The organism is Alteromonas genovensis (assembly GCF_010500895.1).
GTDB lineage: Bacteria > Pseudomonadota > Gammaproteobacteria > Enterobacterales > Alteromonadaceae > Alteromonas > Alteromonas genovensis.
The window spans coordinates 129776-150382 of record NZ_JAAAWO010000001.1; the positions used below are offsets into that span (position 1 = coordinate 129776).

The 20607-nt window shown below is 46.0% G+C and carries 11 protein-coding genes; 4 read left to right on the plus strand and 7 right to left on the minus strand.

Annotation, left to right across the window (positions count from 1 at the left end; translation table 11 throughout):
• Nucleotides 1–21 precede the first annotated feature (21 nt).
• The 3 genes from GTQ48_RS00525 to gltB form a co-directional block, all read right to left on the minus strand.
• Nucleotides 22–462, minus strand: coding sequence for a hypothetical protein (locus GTQ48_RS00525; RefSeq protein ID WP_163104417.1), 441 nt, complete (start codon nt 460–462; stop codon nt 22–24).
• A 372-nt stretch (nt 463–834) separates the two neighbouring features.
• Complete coding sequence (locus tag GTQ48_RS00530) at nt 835–2250, minus strand: FAD-dependent oxidoreductase (protein ID WP_163104419.1); 1416 nt, start codon at nt 2248–2250, stop codon at nt 835–837.
• 13 nt (nt 2251–2263) lie between these two features.
• Nucleotides 2264–6730, minus strand: coding sequence for a glutamate synthase large subunit (gene gltB, locus GTQ48_RS00535; RefSeq protein ID WP_163104421.1), 4467 nt, complete (start codon nt 6728–6730; stop codon nt 2264–2266).
• 651 nt (nt 6731–7381) lie between these two features.
• Here gltB and GTQ48_RS00540 point away from each other — a divergent pair.
• From GTQ48_RS00540 to GTQ48_RS00555, 4 genes are all read left to right on the plus strand, one after another.
• The gene (locus GTQ48_RS00540) at nt 7382–8404 is read left to right on the plus strand and encodes an N-acetylmuramoyl-L-alanine amidase (protein ID WP_163104423.1); all 1023 of its coding nucleotides are present in this window, start codon (nt 7382–7384) and stop codon (nt 8402–8404) included.
• Nucleotides 8405–8542: 138 nt separating this feature from the next.
• Nucleotides 8543–10897 (plus strand): aerobic respiration two-component sensor histidine kinase ArcB, encoded by a 2355-nt coding sequence (gene arcB / locus GTQ48_RS00545; protein ID WP_163104424.1) that lies wholly within the window; start codon nt 8543–8545, stop codon nt 10895–10897.
• A 316-nt stretch (nt 10898–11213) separates the two neighbouring features.
• Nucleotides 11214–11765 carry a PH domain-containing protein gene (locus GTQ48_RS00550; RefSeq protein WP_163104426.1) on the plus strand — a complete coding sequence of 184 codons (552 nt, stop codon included), beginning with the start codon at nt 11214–11216 and terminating at the stop codon, nt 11763–11765.
• A complete protein-coding gene (locus GTQ48_RS00555) occupies nt 11765–13480 on the plus strand; it encodes a PH domain-containing protein (protein WP_338023268.1) in 1716 nt (571 codons plus the stop codon). The genes GTQ48_RS00550 and GTQ48_RS00555 overlap by 1 nt, the downstream gene beginning before the upstream one ends.
• 47 nt (nt 13481–13527) lie before the next feature.
• Here the strand turns inward: GTQ48_RS00555 and GTQ48_RS00560 are convergent, their stop codons facing one another.
• The 4 genes from GTQ48_RS00560 to prpC form a co-directional block, all read right to left on the minus strand.
• Nucleotides 13528–14778 (minus strand): diguanylate cyclase, encoded by a 1251-nt coding sequence (locus GTQ48_RS00560; RefSeq protein ID WP_163104428.1) that lies wholly within the window; start codon nt 14776–14778, stop codon nt 13528–13530.
• 98 nt (nt 14779–14876) lie between these two features.
• Nucleotides 14877–16058, minus strand: coding sequence for a 2-methylaconitate cis-trans isomerase PrpF (gene prpF / locus GTQ48_RS00565; RefSeq protein ID WP_163104430.1), 1182 nt, complete (start codon nt 16056–16058; stop codon nt 14877–14879).
• 578 nt (nt 16059–16636) lie between these two features.
• Complete coding sequence (gene acnD / locus GTQ48_RS00570) at nt 16637–19228, minus strand: Fe/S-dependent 2-methylisocitrate dehydratase AcnD (protein ID WP_163104432.1); 2592 nt, start codon at nt 19226–19228, stop codon at nt 16637–16639.
• Between the two features lie 11 nt (nt 19229–19239).
• Complete coding sequence (gene prpC / locus GTQ48_RS00575; RefSeq protein WP_163104434.1) at nt 19240–20364, minus strand: bifunctional 2-methylcitrate synthase/citrate synthase; 1125 nt, start codon at nt 20362–20364, stop codon at nt 19240–19242.
• Nucleotides 20365–20607 lie beyond the last annotated feature (243 nt).

Here is a 20607-nt window from a genome sequence, read left to right on the forward strand (position 1 = left end):
ACGCTCTCCTTAAAAGGCTGGCTATTTCGCTATCACCAAAATATCTACTTGGGCGCCCTTGTTATCTGGGGAAACTACAATTTTGGTATGACGTTCTTTTGATGTAATCAGCGTGCGCTGATTAACGACTGGGTGGGTTTTGAACATCGGTAGCTGCTCTTTGTAAAAGCCAATTACCTGAGAAGGAGACATAGCTGTGTGGTAAACCATAGCCGCCGGAATTTTGCTTTCAAACTGTTGGCACTGCGTGGCATCTGATGACAATACGATTGAATGGAACTCGCTCGGGCACGCTACTGTACTTGGCGTACCCATAGCGTCACCGCTTTGTGATTTTTCCTGCTGCGCCACCGATAGTTTATCAGCATGTGTAACCCCACTCACCAACAATGTGAGGGTAACCGTACCAGTTTTCAGCAATAGCTGTGCAGTGGGGAAAAAGCTTAACTTATTGTTATTCATGGTGAACACATTCTCATTATAGGTATATGTTGTTGCGCCAGGTTCATATCTCATATGCAGACTATGTGGAATAGCGCTGATTTGATAGTAAAAAGAATAGCGAAGAACTTCAACTGAACCTTTGCCCTTTCAGGTATATCAAAATCGAAAAGGGTATATCGCATATCTATCCAATTAACATTTGACTTACTTGTTTGATAAGCACATTTCCTCTAATGCGGACTAATGGTATTAACCTGAGCAGAAGTTGTAGCCTGTAAAAAAGTACTCATAAAAAAGGCTTAAATGCGATGTGCGTTTAAGCCTTTTTTGGGGGGCAATGAACTAACTTGTTAATTTAATTCGTTGAGTTAACTTGTTGAACCAGATAGGTCACACACCCATAAAGTCCATAATGCCCTCAGCAGCTTTACGGCCTTCATCGATGGCAGTAACTACCAAGTCACTACCTCGAACCATATCACCACCGGCGAATATTTTCGGGTTAGACGTTTGATAAGCAAATTTACCCGCTCGCGGAGCGCGCACTCGGCCTTTTTCATCAAGCATAATGCCGTACTCGCCAAACCATGGCGCAGGACTTGGCTGGAAACCAAAGGCAATAATAACCACGTCTGCTTCAAGAACGTGTTCTGAACCTTCTACTTCGATAGGGCGACGACGACCGTTTGAATCTGGCGGGCCCATCTCAGTTTTAACCAGCTTAACGCCTACCGCATTGCCGTTATCATCTACAGCAATATCCAGTGGCTGAAGGTTAAACCTAAACTCTACGCCCTCTTCTTTGGCATTAACCACTTCGCGACGTGAACCAGGCATGCTCTCTTCATCACGACGATAGGCACAGGTTACGCTTTTAGCGCCTTGACGAATAGACGTGCGCAAGCAGTCCATAGTGGTATCACCACCGCCGAGCACTACAACGCGTTTATCTTTCATGTCGATAAAGTCAGCAGGGTCTTTTTCTAACCCCATTACGCGGTTGGTGTTGGCAATCAAAAACGGTAGCGCTTCATGAACACCATGTACGTGTTCATTGTCAAAACCACCCTGCATCGACTTGTACGTACCCATACCTAAAAATACGGCATCGTACTTGTTGAGCAGATCATCAAACTGGACGTCTTTACCAATTTCAGTGTTTAGTACAAACTCAATACCCATATCTGAAAAGATTTGGCGACGCAGTTTAATCACGTCTTTTTCAAGTTTGAATGACGGAATACCGAAGGTCAGTAGCCCGCCAATTTCTTCGTACTTGTCGTACACCACCGGCTTAACGCCGTTTCTTATAAGAATGTCAGCACAAGCTAGACCAGCAGGTCCGGCTCCAACAATAGCCACTTTCTTATCTGTCCACTCAACATCGGACATGTCTGGGCGCCAGCCCATTTCAAAGGCTTTGTCGGTGATGTATTTCTCAATACTACCAATGGTAACAGCGCCAAAATCGTCGTTTAGCGTACATGCACCTTCACAAAGTCTGTCCTGTGGACACACTCGCCCGCACACTTCAGGCAAGCTATTGGTTTTATGTGAAAGTTCAGCGGCTTCAATAATTCTGCCTTCGTTAGCCAAATCCAACCATTGAGGAATGTAGTTGTGCACGGGGCACTTCCATTCGCAATATGGGTTACCGCAGTCCAGGCAGCGATCTGCCTGACCTTCGGTTTGTGACTGGCTCAGCGGCTGATAAATTTCCGCAAACTCTTCCTTACGCACCATGATCGGCTTTTTAGGCGGATCGATACGTTCAACATCGACAAATTGATATACGTTCTTTGCCATTAAGTAAATCCTCCTATTGAGCCTGAATGCGCAGTTCAGCGCTTGAACGACTGATGTGACCAAGCAAGTTTTTCACATCACTTGTTTTAGGCTTAATAAGTTTGAAGCGTGCTAGCGTTGCATTGAAGTCGGTAAGCAGTGACAAAGAGTGCTCGCTGCCTGTTTCTTCGTAATGCTGATTAATAAGACCTCGTAGATGCTCAATAAGAATGGCTTTGTCACCAATTGGCATAATATCGACTAAGTCAGCATTCACGCGGTTATCAATGTCATCGCCATCGTCCATTATGTAAGCGAAACCACCTGTCATACCGGCGCCAAAGTTAACGCCCACAGGGCCAAGCACAGCAACAATACCACCGGTCATGTATTCACAACCGTTGTCACCAATACCTTCAACAACGGCTATTGCGCCAGAGTTACGAACGCCAAAGCGCTCACCCGCACGGCCAGCAGCAAATAACTTACCGCCCGTTGCGCCATACAAACAGGTATTACCCATTATTGCGCTTTCGTGTGCATCAAACTCGATGTTTTTCGTAGGGTGGATAACTAGCTTACCGCCCGTCATGCCTTTACCCACGTAATCGTTAGCGTCGCCTTCCAAGTGCATGTGTAAGCCACCCGCATTCCACACGCCAAAACTTTGACCCGCAGTACCGGTAAGCTCAACTTTAATAGGTGTATCTTCAAAGTCTTGATTACCGTGGTGCTTAGCAATTTCACCAGAAAGCAGGGCACCCACAGAACGGTCTGTGTTGCGAATAGGGTACTTCAGAGTGATTGATTTGCTACTCACTACAGCGCTTTGTGCATCGGTAAGCATCTTAGCGTTAAGCTCGCCCTTATCCATTGGCGCATTGGTCGTTTGCGAACAGAATAGACGGGTGTGCTCACCAGCCACAGGCTGTGCCAATAGCGGCGACAAATCAAGACGGTTTTGCTTGGCAGTAATACCATCAATTACTTTAAGAAGCTCAGTACGGCCTACTAAATCGTCGAACTTGCTAACACCAATAGACGCCATGATCTCGCGCACTTCTTGAGCAATAAACTTAAAGTAGTTCATTACCATGTCAGGAAGACCAATAAAGTGATCGTCACGCAGTTTCTGATCTTGGGTTGCAACACCGGTGGCGCAGTTGTTTAGGTGGCAAATTCGAAGGTATTTACAGCCTAACGCTACCATAGGGCCAGTACCAAAGCCGAAGCTCTCAGCACCTAAAATACCCGCTTTGACTACGTCTAAACCGGTTTTTAAACCGCCGTCAGTTTGTACGCGCACTTTATGGCGTAAGCCATTTTCAATAAGTGCTTGCTGTGTTTCAGAAAGACCAAGCTCAAATGGGCTACCAGCGTATTTCACCGAGGTTAACGGGCTTGCACCTGTTCCACCGTCGTAACCAGAAATGGTAATAAGGTCTGCATAAGCCTTTGCCACACCGGTTGCGATAGTACCTACACCCGGTTCAGAAACCAGCTTCACAGAAATTAGCGCTGTTGGGTTTACCTGTTTTAAATCGAAAATAAGCTGGGCTAAATCTTCAATAGAGTAAATGTCGTGATGAGGTGGTGGAGAAATAAGCGTTACACCTGGCACAGAGAAGCGCAGCTGCGCAATGTACTTGTTAACCTTATCACCCGGTAACTGACCACCTTCACCAGGCTTCGCGCCCTGAGCAACTTTTATCTGTATAACGTTAGCATTGACTAAGTAATGCGGCGTTACACCAAAGCGACCAGAAGCGACTTGTTTAATTTTTGAGTTCTTTTCAGTACCGAAGCGAGATGGATGTTCACCACCTTCACCCGAGTTAGACTGACCGCCTAAGCGGTTCATCGCAATCGCAAGGGCCTCGTGGGCTTCAGGACTTAATGCCCCAATTGACATGGCCGCAGTATCGAAGCGAGGGAAAAGATTTTCCGGCCCTTCTACATCGCTTATATCAATAGGATCGCATTCTGGGTTTAGCGCAAGCAGGTCGCGAATGTGCGATGGCGCACGCTCGTTAACCAGCTTAGCGTATTCTTGATAGTCGGTGTATTCACCCGATACCACCGCTTTTTGCAGTGTGCTAACCACGTCTGGGTTATACGCGTGATATTCGCCATCGTGTACATATTTCAGTAAACCACCGTGAGAAACAGGTTTGCGCTTTAACCACGCAATACGGTTCAAATTGATGTGGTCTTGATGAAAATCATCAAAGCCTGCACCCTGAATACGTGAGGTAACACCCTTAAAGCAAAGCTGCATGACTTCATTATTAATACCAATAGCTTCAAACAACTTAGAGCTACGGTAACTGGCTACTGTGCTAATGCCCATTTTAGACATTATTTTGTACAAGCCCTTATTGATACCTTTGCGGTAGTTCAATGTTGCCTGCATGGGCGAAATATCAAGTTCGCCTTTTTCGCACAGCTGTTCGATCGTTTCGTAAGCTAGGAACGGATAAACCGCCGTTGCACCTAAACCAATAAGCACGGCAAAGTGATGTGGGTCACGCGCACTTGCTGTTTCTACCACAACGTTTGCATCGCAACGCAGCGACTTTTCAACCAAGCGTTTTTGAACTGCGCCTACTGCCATTGCCGCAGGAATAACTAAGCGATTTTTCTTGATGTTGCGATCTGAGAGTATAACAAACGCTGCGCGCTTGTTTTTAACCAGCATTTCAACTTCGTTACACACTCGCTCGACGGCTTTTTTCAAGCCTTCTTGCGGTAGGTACTGAAGTTCTATTACCTCAGAATAATAGTATTCTGGGTTGAACTCGCGAAGCTGTTTAAGATCTGTGTACATCAATATAGGCGAGTCGAACAATACGCGGTCAGCGTAACCGGACGTTTCGCTAAATACATTCTGCTCTCGACCAATACAGGTTGCCAACGACATCACGTGATTCTCACGCAGTGGATCGATGGGTGGGTTTGTCACCTGTGCAAATTGCTGACGGAAGTAATCGTAAATGGTGCGCTGACGAGATGACATAACCGCCATCGGCGTATCATCACCCATAGAGCCAACGGCTTCTTGACCGTCTTTTGCCAATACTTTCACGACTTGCTGAATTTCTTCGTAGCTGTATGCGTGAAGCTTGTGATAAACCGCCATGGCATCGTCGTCAAACACTCGTTTGCCGATAAGCGATGCATCTAGCTCTTCAATAGGCGTTAGGCGACGGATGTGCTTTTGTAGCCACTCTTTATAAGGGTGTCTCGCTTTTAGCTCGTCATCAATTTCGGTAGAACGCCAGATTTTGCCTGTATACGTATCTACAGCAAGCATTTCGCCGGGACCCACACGTCCTTTTTCAATGACGTCGGCTTCTTGGTAATCCCAAATGCCTACTTCTGAGGCTAGGGTAATAAAACCATTTTTGGTAATGACGTAGCGCGCTGGACGCAAGCCGTTTCTATCAAGGTTACAGGCAACGTGGCGACCGTTGGTTAAAACGATACCCGCTGGGCCGTCCCACGGCTCCATGTGCATGGAGTTAAACTCGTAGAATGCACGAAGGTCATCGTCCATTGTTTTATTGTTTTGATAGGCTGGCGGCACCAATAAGCGCATGGCACGGAATAAGTCCATACCACCTGCTAGAAACAGCTCAAGCATGTTATCTAGTGAAGAAGAGTCAGAACCTTCGGTATTGACGAAAGGTGCTGCATCTTTCAGGTCTGGAATAAGCGGTGTTGAGAATTTTGCCGCTCTTGCCATTGCCCAATCGCGGTTGCCTTTAATCGTGTTAATTTCACCATTATGAGCAAGAAAGCGAAACGGCTGCGCAAGTGGCCAGCGAGGTAATGTATTCGTTGAGAAACGCTGGTGGAATACGCAAATAGCGCTTTTCATGCGTTCGTCAGCAAGGTCGAGGTAGAAGGTTGGTAAGTCTTTCGGCATTACCAAGCCTTTATAAATAGTGACCAAACCTGATAGACACGCCACATAAAAATCTGGATCGTCTTCTAGGCGTTTTTCCGCACGGCGTCTAATCATATAAAGACGTCGTTCTAGGTCGCGCTTTCTCCATCCTGCAGGGGCGTTGACAAATACCTGTTCTATTAGAGGAACACCAGTAAGGGCAAGCTCGCCAAGTACTGATTTATCAACAGGCACTTCTCGCCATCCAACAACCGAAAGCGTTTCTTTTTCTAACTCTTCATTGAGTACTTCACGGGCAGCTTGTGCAAGCACGGGGTCCTGATTCAAAAAAATCATCCCTACGCCGTACTTTTTACCCAGCTTCCAGCCATTTTCGTCGGCAATTGAATGGAAGAAGGCATCTGGCTTTTGTAGCAATAAACCACAGCCATCACCGGTTTTTCCATCAGCGGCGATACCGCCTCGATGTTGCATTCGGTCTAAACCGTGGATTGCAGTGGATACCAATTCGTGACTGGCTTCCCCGTGAGTGTGGGCTATTAAGCCAAACCCACAATTATCCCGGGAATCGTTGGGATTGTATAAACTCATCTATTAACTCCTTCAACCTTATTGACTGGGCAAGGTATGCGTTGCGTGCAGATGCGCCTAGGTTTGCGTATCGAAACATAATTAGACATCTTTTCGCGCTTGGGCCATTTAGCTCAGCGCATGCGTCTTTCTTGTCGTTAATTATTATTAGAGGATTCCAGCCGTTCCGCATTTTTATGCATTGATGCGATGCGGGCCGTACAAAATACCCACATTGAAAACTAAAATCAAACGCAAAAAAAGCCTCATCCCTAATGAATTAGTATAACGTTTAAAAAAATCATTAAAATCAATAGGATGAAATTCAAATTTTAGATTTGTAATAATAATGTTATAAAAATTTTAGAGGGGAAAACAAACAAGCTGAAGATGATAATACTTCTCATTTGCTAATTGTTTTTGAATAAATATTCATTGAAGTGGTTGTTTTATCTAGTCAAGAGGGGGTTTTTGGTATTTTTATTTATTTGTAAATAAACTATTCCACTCATATTAGTAAACTGCTATGTTAGGTAAAATTTGAGTGAAAAATGAACAGTTTTTTTTGTTGGTTTTCGTGCTTTGGTTGGTAACCGTGCTTTGGTTGGTTATCAAGATAGTAAGTAGAGTTCATAGTCGCCGCTCATAGGAATAAGCCAAATGGACACGGTTATGACAAATACATACTCAGCACCCTTAAACGCAGTTCGCATTGAAAACAATAGGTTACACGCAAGTGAAATTGAACATGTCACCTCTCCAAACACCTCTGGCGAGTTTCCTCGCAATTTTCCCGATACCTTAGTTATTCATTTTACTGGCGGCAGCAGTGCGTCCTCGTCAGTAAATTATATGTTGAACCCAAAAAGTAAAGTATCAGCCCACCTTGTTATAGGACGAAACGGGGAGGTAACACAATTACTCCCGTTTAACGCCATTGCGTGGCATGCGGGGCAGAGCAGCTTTGCTGGCAGAAAGCAGTTCAACAACTACGCCATAGGTATCGAGTTAGATAATGCGGGTCAACTTGATATGGATGCAAATGGCGAATATGTAAGCTGGTTTGGAAAACGCTACCACCCTAACGACGTGTTTGTCGAAAGTTCGCATTCCAACTCTACAGGCCGCTCTGGCATTAAAAATAACAGCGATTTGCAAGAGAGCCCAAACGCACATTCTCCTACGTATTGGCATCGCTACAGCGAGGTGCAGCTTCAACGTACTTTTGATTTATGCAGGCTGTTGTGTAACACCTACCATATTAATTACGTACTAGGGCACGAAGAAATCTCACCAGGAAGAAAGTTTGACCCTGGCCCTGCATTTCCACTTCGCCAACTTCGCCGCTATCTGACTCAACACTCTTTCAACGCTCAACCCTCTGATGTCACCGTAGATGAACTGTCCCGAGAGCTCCCCCCTTCTTTGCAATATACGAATGAGAAACAGCTATCTGTCTCGAGAAAGTCCATAACAGCGTCACAAGACTTTCCTTACACATCTGCCATTGTTAGCGTGAAACGTTTAAATGTGAGGTTTGGGCCTGGTACCGAATTTACGAAGGCGAGTAGTCAATTAACCTCTGGGCAGGTAGTAAGGGTATTAGAGCGCGGCGATACATGGTCCCGCGTTGCGTACACCGCAGAAGGCTGGGTAAGTAATGAATACCTCACTTTTGTTAAACAGAAACGGTAAAAGTATACGAAGCTGTGGTTTGTGTGTTTGAATTTTGAACAGCAAAGTGAGGCGCGTTTTTGCATGCGTTGACTAGTGGATTCCAGAACACCAGAAAGACTGTTAGGATAGGGCAAAATGGTTATAGACTAGACGTACATGCATTCAGACTCTCCAAACGATTCATGGGCTATCCGCTTTGCCCAATTTGTGCAGCGATTTGGCACACTAAAATTAAGCATATTATTCGTTGTATTCTCACTGGTATTTACCCTTGGTGGCTCGTATGTCATACGCGTAAGCCTAGGAAGTCAGGTGCAGCCTGACGACTTTATCAGCGCAGTAATCTTAACAATGTTGTCAGCACCTTGGGTGTTGTACTTTTTTAGTGAACTGATTAAGCAACTCGAAAATTCTCGGACAAACTTAAAAGAGGTGGTGAGTCAACTAGAGAGCCTTCGCGAAGAAGATGTGTTTTTGAATCGCGAGCTGCAAAGCAATATTCGACAGCTGAATCATGAAATTGAACAGCGAAAAATTGCTCAAGAAGAGCGTGAAGGGCTGTTTAAAGACTTAGAACAAGAAATAAAAAATAAGTCTGAACAAGAATCTCAGGCACGCAGGCTGTCTACCTTATTACGCTCTATCATTGATGCTTCTCCAGATCTTATCTATTACCGCAATGAAGAAGGGCAGTTTGCAGGATGTAATCGCATTGCCGAGCTAATGACTGGGAAGACTGAGCTAGAACTACTCGGGTTGACTCCAGAAGATGTGTACGAAGAAGAGTTGGCACAACAAATTGTGGCCAGTGATAACGAAGTACTTGAGACAAACGCCAGCATTACCGAAGAGTTGTGGCTTAAGTTTGCCGATGGCCGACGTCGCTATTTCGAAATGAAGCGAGTTCCTTTCTTCGATAAGGAAGGCAATCGACTTGGCTTGTTATCGTTTGGACGAGACATGACCGAGCGTAAACAAGCGGAAAATGCGGCGGCAAAAGCCAATACAGATAAAACCCGCTTCATCGCCACAATAAGTCATGAGCTGCGCACGCCGCTAAACGGCATTGTGGGTTTAAGCCGCATGCTTCGCGATACAGAGCTTTCCGAAGAGCAGTTTAGTTGGGTGAGTACGATTTACGCCAGCGCTATTACATTAGGTAATATATTTAACGATATTATCGACCTCGATAAGCTGGGCCGAGACAAACTAGAACTCAGCTTGAAAACCATATCGCTGAAAGATTTTACGGAAGAACTTAGCAGTATTATTCGCTTATTGGCTGGCGATAAACAGCTTGAGTTTAAAACCGCAATTAAAGATCCATTGCCTCGTTTAGTTGAAATAGACGGCACGCGATTGCGCCAGATACTCTGGAACATTCTTTTCAACGCGGTGAAGTTTACTCAAAAAGGTCACGTGAGCTTGTCGGTATCTGCTACCAAGCCAGAGAATGACAAAGCCTTTGTCACCTTTATTGTAGAAGACACGGGGGTAGGGATTCCAGAAAGCGAAATAAACAAAATTTTTGCGATGTATTATCAAGTTGATCACCCCGATCACCAGTCGGCCACAGGTACCGGCATTGGCTTGGCAATTTGTAAGCAGATGGTCGATTTGATGAGCGGTGAAATTAACGTGACCAGTAGCGTAGGCAAAGGTACTCGCTTTGAAATTATCCTGCCGGTGCAAATTTCAAACAGCCCAATGAAAGTGGCTGAGCTTGAAGTGACGGGGTTAAATATTCTTCTTGTGGAAGATATAGAGCTTAATGTGATGGTGGCCAAAGCGCTGCTTGAAAAACTTGGTCAGCGTGTTGATGTTGCAATGACAGGTCAAGAGGCATTAGATAAAGCCAGAGAAACCCAATACGACCTGATTTTACTCGATATTCAGCTACCGGATATGACGGGGTTTGATGTGGCCAACACGCTAATAGAAGAAGATTTAGTGATGCAAACCCCCATCGTTGCATTAACCGCTAACGTTATTAAAAAGCGTGATGAATACTTAGAGAACGGCATGGACGATGTTATAGCCAAGCCAATCAAAAAATCTCGAGTTATTGAAGTATTTAATGACCTATTCCATGCGCCGCCAGCGCCGCTAGAAATAGAGGGTCAGGTAGAACGCGTGCAGCCCAACAAAACATTAAGTAACATTTTAGATATGGACTTGTTGGAGATGTTAGTAGATACCATAGGGGATGACATGGTTCGGGCGAGTGTGAAAGTTTTCCAAGAGAAAATGCCTGAATACATGGAAATACTGCAACTGAGCTTAACTGCTGATGAAAAGTCTGAGGTGTGTTCTCAAGCCCATAAAATAAAAGGCGCTGCGGGCTCGGTTGGTTTAGCGAGAGTGCAGCGTATTGCTAACCAAATTCAGCAGGGTGATCATCCTACATGGTGGGAGAACGTTCATGACTGGGTTGAAGAGCTACAAATGGCAGTGCAGCACGATATGAAAGGGCTGAATAGCTGGCTCAACGAACAGCAGTTTGACGACTAGTGCATTGCTATGACTATGTAGCATATCAACTGTCTAGGCTTATTTGAGTAGGCTTAGCTGAGCGGGCTTCGCTGAGTGGGCTTCGCTGAGTGGGCTTCGCTGTGTAGGCATAGCTGTGTAGGCATAGCTGTGTAGGCATAGCTGTGTAGGTTTAGCTGAGTGGTTCGATTACAGTGGCTGACGAATAGTGACTACTAGAAATGATGAGGGGGCTGATGCTCCCTTTTTATTTTAGAATTACTGGTTGGGGCATTTGGCCGTTCTGGGAGTAACACTATATAGTGAGCTTGCGTAAATTTTTACAAGGATAAGGTGTATGTTTTCAGCGTCAAAGGCGGCCGAGTTTTCTAACGAACCGCTTTCTCAGCAGGATTTACCCGCGTTAGATTTACTGGCGCTAACGCCAGTGTCGAAAAAGTATCGCACCATTAATTTAGGCGTATGTTCTACCGTCACTGTGCTTTTGCTTGGCGCGCTATCCGCAGCAAAATATCAACCTTGGTTTCGTGTGCCAGACGACCTTCACAATGCCTACCCCTATGCGTGCCTAGTCATTTTTACGTTGGGCTTTTTGTGGTTTATCTATCATTTTTTTGCCGACAAGAAGGTGAAGTTTGCTGTTAGAGAGCAAGATGTCAGTAAGGAGTCGGGCCTTTTCTTTCGGCAGTTATCTTGTCAGCCTATCCTTCGTGTACAGCATGTTGAGTTAAAGCGAGGCCCACTTGATAGATGGGCTGGACTGGCCTCGTTACAGGTTTTTTCTGCTGGCGGTGAAATGCATACCTTTGAAATTCCTGGGCTTGAAATTGATGAGGCCAATCAAATTAGGCAGTTTATTCTCGATCATAAAGATGTGAGCGCCCGATAGTGGAAGAGCAAGAGATTACATCATTGACTGCCGAGAGCTCAGTCAACGTAGAAACCGGTGATGCGTGGCAGCGCTTAGCCATCATCGCTATCTTATATTTCTCGGCACGCAACATTAAAAATTCTGCCCAAGGGCTTATTTATATTATTCCCGCGTTGGCCATAGGCTCTAACGTGCTCTCCAAGCTAAACTCGCCAGAGGCATATATTGCTATCGGCACCCTGCTATCCCTGGCGGTGGGCAGTGGCCTGATAAGCTTTTTTATGTACACCTTTCGCGTGCACAATCAGCATGTTGAGATTCAAACGGGTGTATTTCAACGTCGCTATACTAATTTACCATTTTGGCGCATTCAGAACGTAAAAATAGAGCACCCCTTTTATTATCGTCCGTTTGGCTATGCATTAGTGGTGTTGGATACCGCAGGAAGCGGTAAAGAAGAAGCTAATATAGTAGCGGTGCCGGTTTCCTACGCCAATGCGCTTAGGAAGCAAGTACTGGCTGAAAAGAAGAAAGAAGAGTATTCCTCTGCCCAATCATCTTCAAACTTAAATGACAGTTCAGTTCAAAGCCCAGTTAAAAGCCCAGATAAAAGCTCAAATCAGAGCGCTTCCGAGCATCTTTCTAGTGATAATGGGGCGGCTCGCTTTGGCGTGCTAGCAGGGGACATGCAAAAAGGGGACATGCTAGAAAACGATAGTGTAGAGAGCGACGAGGAGGTACTCAACACCCGCTCGATTGGCGATATCGTTATTCACGGAATTACCAATAACAGGGTGTGGATAATACTCGGTGCCGCAGCCCCTTTTTACGATGACGCTATAGGTTTAGTCTCCGACTGGTTAGCGGATAAAGGCCTACAGCTTAACCAAATCGTGGGGGAGCAAACCGTCGCATGGTGGCAGTTTGGGCTTTACGCGTTTGTGATCCTTATGATGATAATGGCTGCCATGGCGCTACTTAGCGTGGGTGGAGCACTATTCACGTTTTATGGGTATACCCTCTCGCGCTCTGACGACAGGTACATTCGCCGCAGCGGTCTTTTGAATAAACAAGAAGTCAGCATGCGTGCGTCGCGCATTCAAATGATTACCGCAAAACAAGACTGGCTCGACAAAATACTCAAACGAGTCAATTTGTACTTTGAGCAAAATTCCACGGCAGGTCAGCAAGTTCAAGAACTGATGTCGCCCAATAAACTTATTGTGCCATCGGTTACCGAACAGGAGGCGGTTGAGCTTAGCCAAGAAGTCATGCCTGATTGCCAACTTCACCGCGATGATTATCTAGGCGTTAGCAAACGCTTTATTCTGCACTGGTTGATAGTAGCGTGGAGTGTACCCATTTTAGCGCTCTTTATTGTTGGTATTGTCTCATCTCAGCTCGACATTTTTCTTGGCTCTATCGGGCTTTTGGTTGCAGGGAGTCTGTTGCTAACCCTGCGCTGGTGGCGATGGGGTATAGCGGCCGATGGCAAATACGTATACGTTAGGCGAGGGCGGATTGGCGTTGATTACCTATGTTTTGAGCCATACAAAATACAACAAGTGATTGTTAAACAAAGTGTGTTTATGCGACGACATCAACTTGCGTCCATCAAGTTCGTATTAGCGTCAGGGTCGGTTACCGTTCCTTTCTTGCCAGAGCATTACGTTAAAGCTCTTGCTGACAGCGTGCTTTATGAGGTGGAGTCTACGCGTAAGTCATGGATGTAAATGGCGTTTTAAAAGTAACGACTAACGCAGGTTGCTGCCTCAAGTTGCTATTCTGAAATAGTTTTTTCATCGCGAAGAATTATTTGGTCCTTGCCCGCGTTTTTAGCGTGGTATAAGCGCGCGTCGGCAATATCTAGCTGCAATTCGAAACTGCTATGGTCCTCCACACATACGCCTACGCTGCACGTAATATTGAATTTGTGAAGGGTGAATTTCGTTTGCCTTACTGCATTCATAAATGTTGATAGTGCGGATAAGTAGGTTTTGGCAGAGCGCTGAGACAAAACGGTGAATTCTTCACCCCCATAGCGAATAATGAGATCTTCGGGAAAGTGGAGTTTAATGAGCGCAGCAAATTCTTGTAGCAGCGTATCTCCCGTTTTGTGGCCATAAGTATCGTTTACGTTCTTAAAATTATCAGCGTCGATCATCGAAACAATAATGGTATCACCAGGCCCTTTGTTGGCATACAGTTCTTCAGCTTTTTCGTGTAAATAACGGCGATTGTAAACTTGAGTAAGAGGGTCGAGGTTAGCGTTATCACGAATGGTTTGAATCATTTCCTGCGACTCTAAATTTTGCATAACGCGGCAAAGAAACTCCTCGTGATAAAAGGGTTTTGATAAAAAATCATTGGCGCCGCTTTTTATAAACTTAGAGGTCAGCACGCTATCACCTGTAGAAGATAATCCGATAAATATCGTGTCCTGCATCCTTCGTTCTTGACGAATGGCCTTGATGAGCTCGTATCCGTCCATCTTAGGCATTCTATGATCAGATATCACCATCTTAATATTTTTGTGGTTGTCCAGTTGCACTAAGGCTTCTATTCCATTTCCGGCTTCATGAACTCGAAATTTGAATTTTTTGAGAAGCTTACAAATGTGATTACGGCTGGTTATCGAGTCTTCAACTACAAGGACATCGGTATAGAGATTCTTGCGAAGCCTATCAATAAGCTTTGCCACTTGCAGGTAAGAATAACGCGATTCTTTGGTTATGTAATCAAGCACGCCCTTGTCGAGGAGTTGTGAACGGGTAAACTCATCGAAGTTTCCGGTAAGCACAAGTGTCGGTAGATCATAAGAAAGCGCCAAGTCTACGCTTTCTCCATTTGGTGCATCGGGCAAATTAAGGTCAACAATAGCGGCAAGATAATCACTCGAAGCCTGCAGGGCCACTTCGGCCTGTGCTAAGTTTTCACACAAATCACAGGATAAAAGGGGATTATCTTCGATCAATTTATAGACTATTTTTCGAACCGTAACACTATCTTCTACCACAAGAACTTTATACATTGGCGATACTCAAATGACCTTGTGGATAATCATATGCAATTATTCACAAAAAAGCCCTTATAAAAAGGGCGTTTTAGACTTATGTATAGCGCTTATGTTCATGTGTGTGATGGCGGAACCCGAACATTTCCTTCCATCAGTACTCGAGCACTTCTACTCATGGTTGCTTGCGCAATATGCCAACGATCATTTGAAAACTCAGCTTTTGCACCGACGCGTAATGTGCCAGAGGGATGGCCGAAGACAACGGCATCACGGTCAACACCACCCGCACTCAAATTAACTAGTGTGCCCGGAATTGCTGCGGCAGCTGCTATGGCTACGGCGGCAGTGCCCATCATGGCGTGATGCAGTTTCCCCATGGACATGGCACGAACCAAAACATCAATATCAGAGCCTAAGATATCTTTTCCACTAGACGCTTTATAAGGTGAAGGAGGGGCAACCATAGCAACCTTAGGAGTATGCTGGCGGCTGGCCGCTTCACCAATGTCGGTGATCAAGCCCATTTTTACTGCGCCATGGGCTCTAATTGCTTCAAACTTTGCCAACGCATCAGGGTTGCTATTAATATCGTCTTGAAGCTCGGTACCTGTATAACCAATGTCTTCTGCATTGATAAAAATAGTGGGAATGCCAGCGTTGATCATAGTGGCATGCAGCGAACCCACCCCCGGGACTTCAAGGGTATCTACCAGTCTTCCCGTAGGAAAAATAGCACCCTCGCCATCGGCTGGGTCCACAAAAGCGACTTCCACTTCTGCTGCGGGAAACGTTACGCCATCAAGCTCGAAGTCACCGGTTTCCTGCACTTCGCCATTGGTGATGGGAACGTTCGCGATAATAGCTTTGTTGATATTTGCTTGCCAAATTTGCACAACAGCAATGCCATTGTCTGGAATTTTACTTTTATCAACAAGACCATTATTAATGGCAAACGCGCCAACTGCGGCGGTTAAGTTTCCGCAGTTTCCGCTCCAATCTACGAAGGGTTTGTCGATGGCAACCTGGCCGAAAAGATAATCAACGTCGTAGCCTTCTCGTTCACTCTTGCTAATTATCACGGTTTTACTGGTGCTTGAGGTAGCTCCGCCCATACCATCGGTGTGTTTACCGTAAGGATCTGGACTTCCGATTACTCTAAGTAATAGGGCGTCTCGCGCTGCCCCTGGTTTTTGAGCTTCTTCTGGCAAATCCGTTAAATTAAAAAATACACCCTTACTCGTACCGCCACGCATATAGGTAGCGGGTACTCGAAGCTGTGGCGCATACTGTGTCATGTTTATTCCTTTTTCATTGTTTTATTCAGAGAGAGCGAGTACTTAGGTGAAACACGCCGTAAATACTTCCTTGTAGGCTCTCGGGGCGCATCCATGCGCCCCGAAGGTTTCACCTGAGCACTCGTTCTCTCTTCAAAATTTCCACATTTATGTACGTTAGAGGAAAAGGGTTTCAAATCGCAGTCAAACTCCCTCTTAAATAACTAAGCTTCGTTATAGGAGAGAGGTATTTTGGGTGCGTAAAAGTTTTCACCAAAGGACTCACTTCTCTCTTCACATTTTTGCATCTAAAAGTACCTTAGAGAGGGGGCCAAATCGCGACTACATCCTATGCAAAAACTACGGCCTCCATTAAAGAAGGCTAGTGAGTTACGTTCAGGGCCCTCAATTCGCATGGATGCGAATTGGGAGCCTACAGGGACGTATTTACGGCGTGCCCTGCACCTAACTCACTTGCCTTCCTATTGCACGATGGCTGACTTGACTCGATCCACATGGATGCGAATTGGGAGCCTACAAGGATGTATTTACGGCGTGTCCCAAACCCGGCTTAGTGCTCGCTCGCCAATCAGGGCCAATTAGCCAACCTCGGCCTCTAAGAAGTCTTTTGCAAAGCGTTGTAATACGCCGCCAGCGCTGTAAATAGAGACTTCTTCCATGGTGTCTAATCGACACGTCACTGGAACATCTAATTTTTCGCCGTTAGTGCGGTTTATCACAAGAGTAAGCGTCGCACCTGGTGACGGCTCGCCCTTAACATCGTAGGTTTCAGTGCCATCTAGCTCGAGCGTTTTGCGGGTAGTGCCCGGTTTAAACTCAAGCGGTAGCACGCCCATTCCAATTAAGTTGGTGCGGTGAATACGCTCAAAACCTTCCGCCGCAATCACTTCAACACCCGCCAAACGAACGCCTTTAGCTGCCCAGTCTCGTGACGAGCCTTGGCCGTAATCAGCACCGGCAACAATAATCAAAGGCTGTCTGCGAGTCATGTAGGTTTCAATCGCTTCCCACATGCGCACAACTTTGCCTTCGGGTTCAACGCGCGCCAGAGAGCCTTGCTTGGCTTCGCCATTTTCCTGCACCATTTCGTTATACACTTTTGGGTTAGCAAGCGTGGCACGCTGAGCAGTTAAATGATCCCCTCGGTGGGTTGCATAAGAGTTAAAGTCTTCTTCAGGTAATCCCATTTTTGTCAAATACTCGCCCGCCGCGCTGTCTGCCATAATGGCATTAGAGGGAGATAAATGATCGGTAGTAATGTTATCGCCTAATATGGCAAGGGGACGCATGCCAGTCATGGTGCGTTCTGCATCCATAGCGCCTTCCCAATAGGGCGGGCGTCTTATGTAGGTGCTTTGTTCGCGCCATTCATAGAGCGGGTCAATATGACTGCCATAATCTACGCTTAAGTCGAACATTGGCTCGTACACTTTTCTGAAGTGTTCAGGCTTAACACTTTTGGCAACAATGGCATCAATTTCTTCGTCACTTGGCCAAATGTCTTTTAATGTTACTGGGTTGCCGTCGTTATCAATACCCAATACATCTTTTTCAATATCAAAACGAACGGTACCGGCAATCGCGTAAGCAACCACTAAAGGCGGCGATGCTAAGAAGGCTTGTTTGGCATAGGGATGAATACGACCATCAAAATTTCGGTTGCCCGATAGTACTGCGGTGGCGTAAAGGTCGCGGTCGATGATTTCCTGTTGAATTTTAGGGTCTAGTGCACCGCTCATGCCGTTACAGGTAGTACACGCAAAAGCCACTACGCCAAAGCCAAGGGCTTCAAGTTCGCTCATCAGGTTGGCTTCTTCAAGGTAAAGCTTAACTGCTTTCGACCCAGGCGCTAACGAGCTTTTTACCCATGGTTTGCGGGTGAGGCCGCGTTCGTTTGCGTTTCGAGCAATAAGACCAGCAGCAATCACATTGCGTGGGTTAGACGTATTGGTACAGCTTGTAATGGCAGCGATGATAACCGCGCCGTCAGGCATTTTATCGTCTTCTTGTTCCCACTTAGCCGCAATGCCGCGACTGCCAAGGTCGCTAGTTGCCAAGCGAGCATGTGGATTAGATGGTCCTGCCATGTTACGACCTACTGACGATAAATCGAAAGTGAGTACGCGCTCGTATTCAGCGGTTTTTAAATCATCAGCCCATAAGCCCGTATGCTTCGCGTAGTTCTCTACCAAGGCTATTTGGTCTTCTTCACGACCGGTAAGGCGCAAATAATCGATGGTTTGCTGATCGATATAGAACATAGCGGCAGTGGCGCCGTATTCTGGCGTCATATTCGAAATGGTAGCACGATCGCCAAGGGTAAGGTGTGAAGCACCTTCGCCATAAAACTCTAAGAAGGCAGACACTACTCGCTGCTTACGCAAGAACTCAGTAAGTGCCAGTACGATATCAGTTGCAGTAATACCAGGCTGTGGCTTACCGGTTAACTCGACACCTACAATGTCAGGCAGACGCATGTAAGACGCACGACCAAGCATGACGCTTTCAGCTTCAAGTCCACCCACACCAATAGCAATAACACCAAGAGCATCTACATGAGGAGTATGGCTGTCTGTTCCTACTAAGGTGTCGGGGAACGCCACGCCATCGCGAGATTCAATAACAGGCGACATACGCTCCAAATTGATTTGGTGCATAATGCCGTTACCTGGAGGTATGACGTCCACATTTTTAAACGCTGTTTTTGTCCAGTTAATAAAGTGAAAACGGTCGTCGTTACGTCTGTCTTCAATAGCGCGATTTTTTTCAAAAGCGTCTTCTTCAAAACCAGCGTGCTCTACCGCTAAAGAGTGGTCGACAATTAGCTGGGTAGGAACCACTGGGTTCACTTTGGCCGGATCGCCGCCTTTTGCCGCTATCGCATCGCGCAAGCCTGCTAAATCAACCAATGCGGTTTGGCCAAGAATATCATGACATACAACACGCGCTGGAAACCAAGGAAAGTCGAGGTCGCGCTTGCGATAAATGAGCTGCTCTAGCGCTTTGTTAAGTTGCTCAGGTGCACAGCGGCGCACCAAGTTTTCAGCAAATACCCGAGAAGAGTAGGGCAGCTTTTCATAAGCCCCTGGTTCTATCGTATTTACCGCTTCGCGAGTATCGAAGTAATCGATACCCGCGTTGGGTAATGGTTTACGGTAATCAATATTCATAAATGATTACCTTATGCTCTATCAGCAATAGCTGGCACTGGACGAAGCTCTTCACCGGTATAGTCAGCTGATGGACGAATAATGCGGTTATCAGAACGCTGTTCCATTACGTGAGCTGCCCAGCCTGTTAAACGAGACATTACAAAAATAGGTGTAAATAGTTTTGTAGGAATACCCATGAAGTTGTAGGCAGAAGCATGGAAAAAATCTGCGTTACAGAACAGTTTCTTTTCACGCCACATGACTTCTTCACAGCGCACTGAAACTGGGTAAAGCACTGTATCGCCCACATCGGCAGATAGCTTTTCAGACCATTCTTTAATAATGCCGTTACGCGGGTCTGAATCAGCATACACTGCGTGACCAAAGCCCATGATTTTTTCTTTGCGCTCTAACATGCCCATCATCTTTTCTTCGGCATCGTCGGCAGAGGTAAAGCCTTCAATCATTTCCATGGCGGCTTCGTTTGCGCCGCCGTGAAGAGGGCCACGAAGTGAGCCAATGGCACCCGTTACACAAGAATGCATATCAGAAAGGGTTGACGCGCATACACGGGCTGTGAACGTTGAGGCGTTAAATTCGTGCTCTGCATAAAGAATGAGTGATACATGCATCACTTGCTCGTGTAGTTCGCGTGGCTTTTCGCCGTGAAGCATATGCAGGAAGTGGGCGCCAATGGAGTCGTCATCGGTTTCCACTTCAATGCGCACGCCGTCGTGAGAAAAGCGATACCAGTAACAAATGATGCTAGGGAAACACGCTAACATGCGATCAGTGGCTTCTTGCTGCTCGTCAAAGCTCTTTTCCATTTCAAGGTTACCTAACATTGAGCAACCAGTGCGAAGCACGTCCATTGGGTGAGCATCTTTTGGAATGCGCTCAAGCACTTCTTTAAGTGCGTCAGGTAAGCCGCGCATGCCACGAAGCTTTACTTTATAGCCATCTAGCTCTGCTTGAGTAGGCAATTTGCCCTTTAAGATAAGATAGGCCACTTCTTCGAACTGACATTTATTGGCAAGATCTTTTACGTCATAGCCGCGATACGTTAAACCCGAGCCTGATTTGCCTACGGTTGATAATGCTGTTTTACCTGCAACTTGGCCGCGTAATCCCGCGCCACTTAATTGTTTAGCCATCTTGTAATCTCCGGTCTTTTAAATTTGTAAGGTACGTTAGTAAAAAAATCTATTATGAAAAAGGAACGGATTCCTTAGTCGCTGTTAAATGTAAACTTTCATAAGCGGGCTCAATGCATTGAAAAGTGGGGGCGGTACTTAGGTCGTTACCCCTGCGAGGCATGGATGCCGAGCCGGAGCCCCCATGGATGGGTTCACGGCGTGGTAACGACCTAAGTACCGCTCCTGCTTCAATAGTACATT

What these genes read in the sequence shown, in the direction of transcription:
- arcB (WP_163104424.1), top strand. Translation starts at nt 8,543, where the DNA reads ATGCATTCAGACTCTCCAAACGATTCATGGGCTATCCGCTTTGCCCAA.
- prpC (WP_163104434.1), bottom strand. Translation starts at nt 20,364, where the DNA reads ATGGCTAAACAATTAAGTGGCGCGGGATTACGCGGCCAAGTTGCAGGT.
- GTQ48_RS00525 (WP_163104417.1), bottom strand. Translation starts at nt 462, where the DNA reads ATGAATAACAATAAGTTAAGCTTTTTCCCCACTGCACAGCTATTGCTG.
- GTQ48_RS00530 (WP_163104419.1), bottom strand. Translation starts at nt 2,250, where the DNA reads ATGGCAAAGAACGTATATCAATTTGTCGATGTTGAACGTATCGATCCG.
- GTQ48_RS00550 (WP_163104426.1), top strand. Translation starts at nt 11,214, where the DNA reads ATGTTTTCAGCGTCAAAGGCGGCCGAGTTTTCTAACGAACCGCTTTCT.
- acnD (WP_163104432.1), bottom strand. Translation starts at nt 19,228, where the DNA reads ATGAATATTGATTACCGTAAACCATTACCCAACGCGGGTATCGATTAC.
- GTQ48_RS00560 (WP_163104428.1), bottom strand. Translation starts at nt 14,778, where the DNA reads ATGTATAAAGTTCTTGTGGTAGAAGATAGTGTTACGGTTCGAAAAATA.
- gltB (WP_163104421.1), bottom strand. Translation starts at nt 6,730, where the DNA reads ATGAGTTTATACAATCCCAACGATTCCCGGGATAATTGTGGGTTTGGC.
- GTQ48_RS00540 (WP_163104423.1), top strand. Translation starts at nt 7,382, where the DNA reads ATGACAAATACATACTCAGCACCCTTAAACGCAGTTCGCATTGAAAAC.
- prpF (WP_163104430.1), bottom strand. Translation starts at nt 16,058, where the DNA reads ATGACACAGTATGCGCCACAGCTTCGAGTACCCGCTACCTATATGCGT.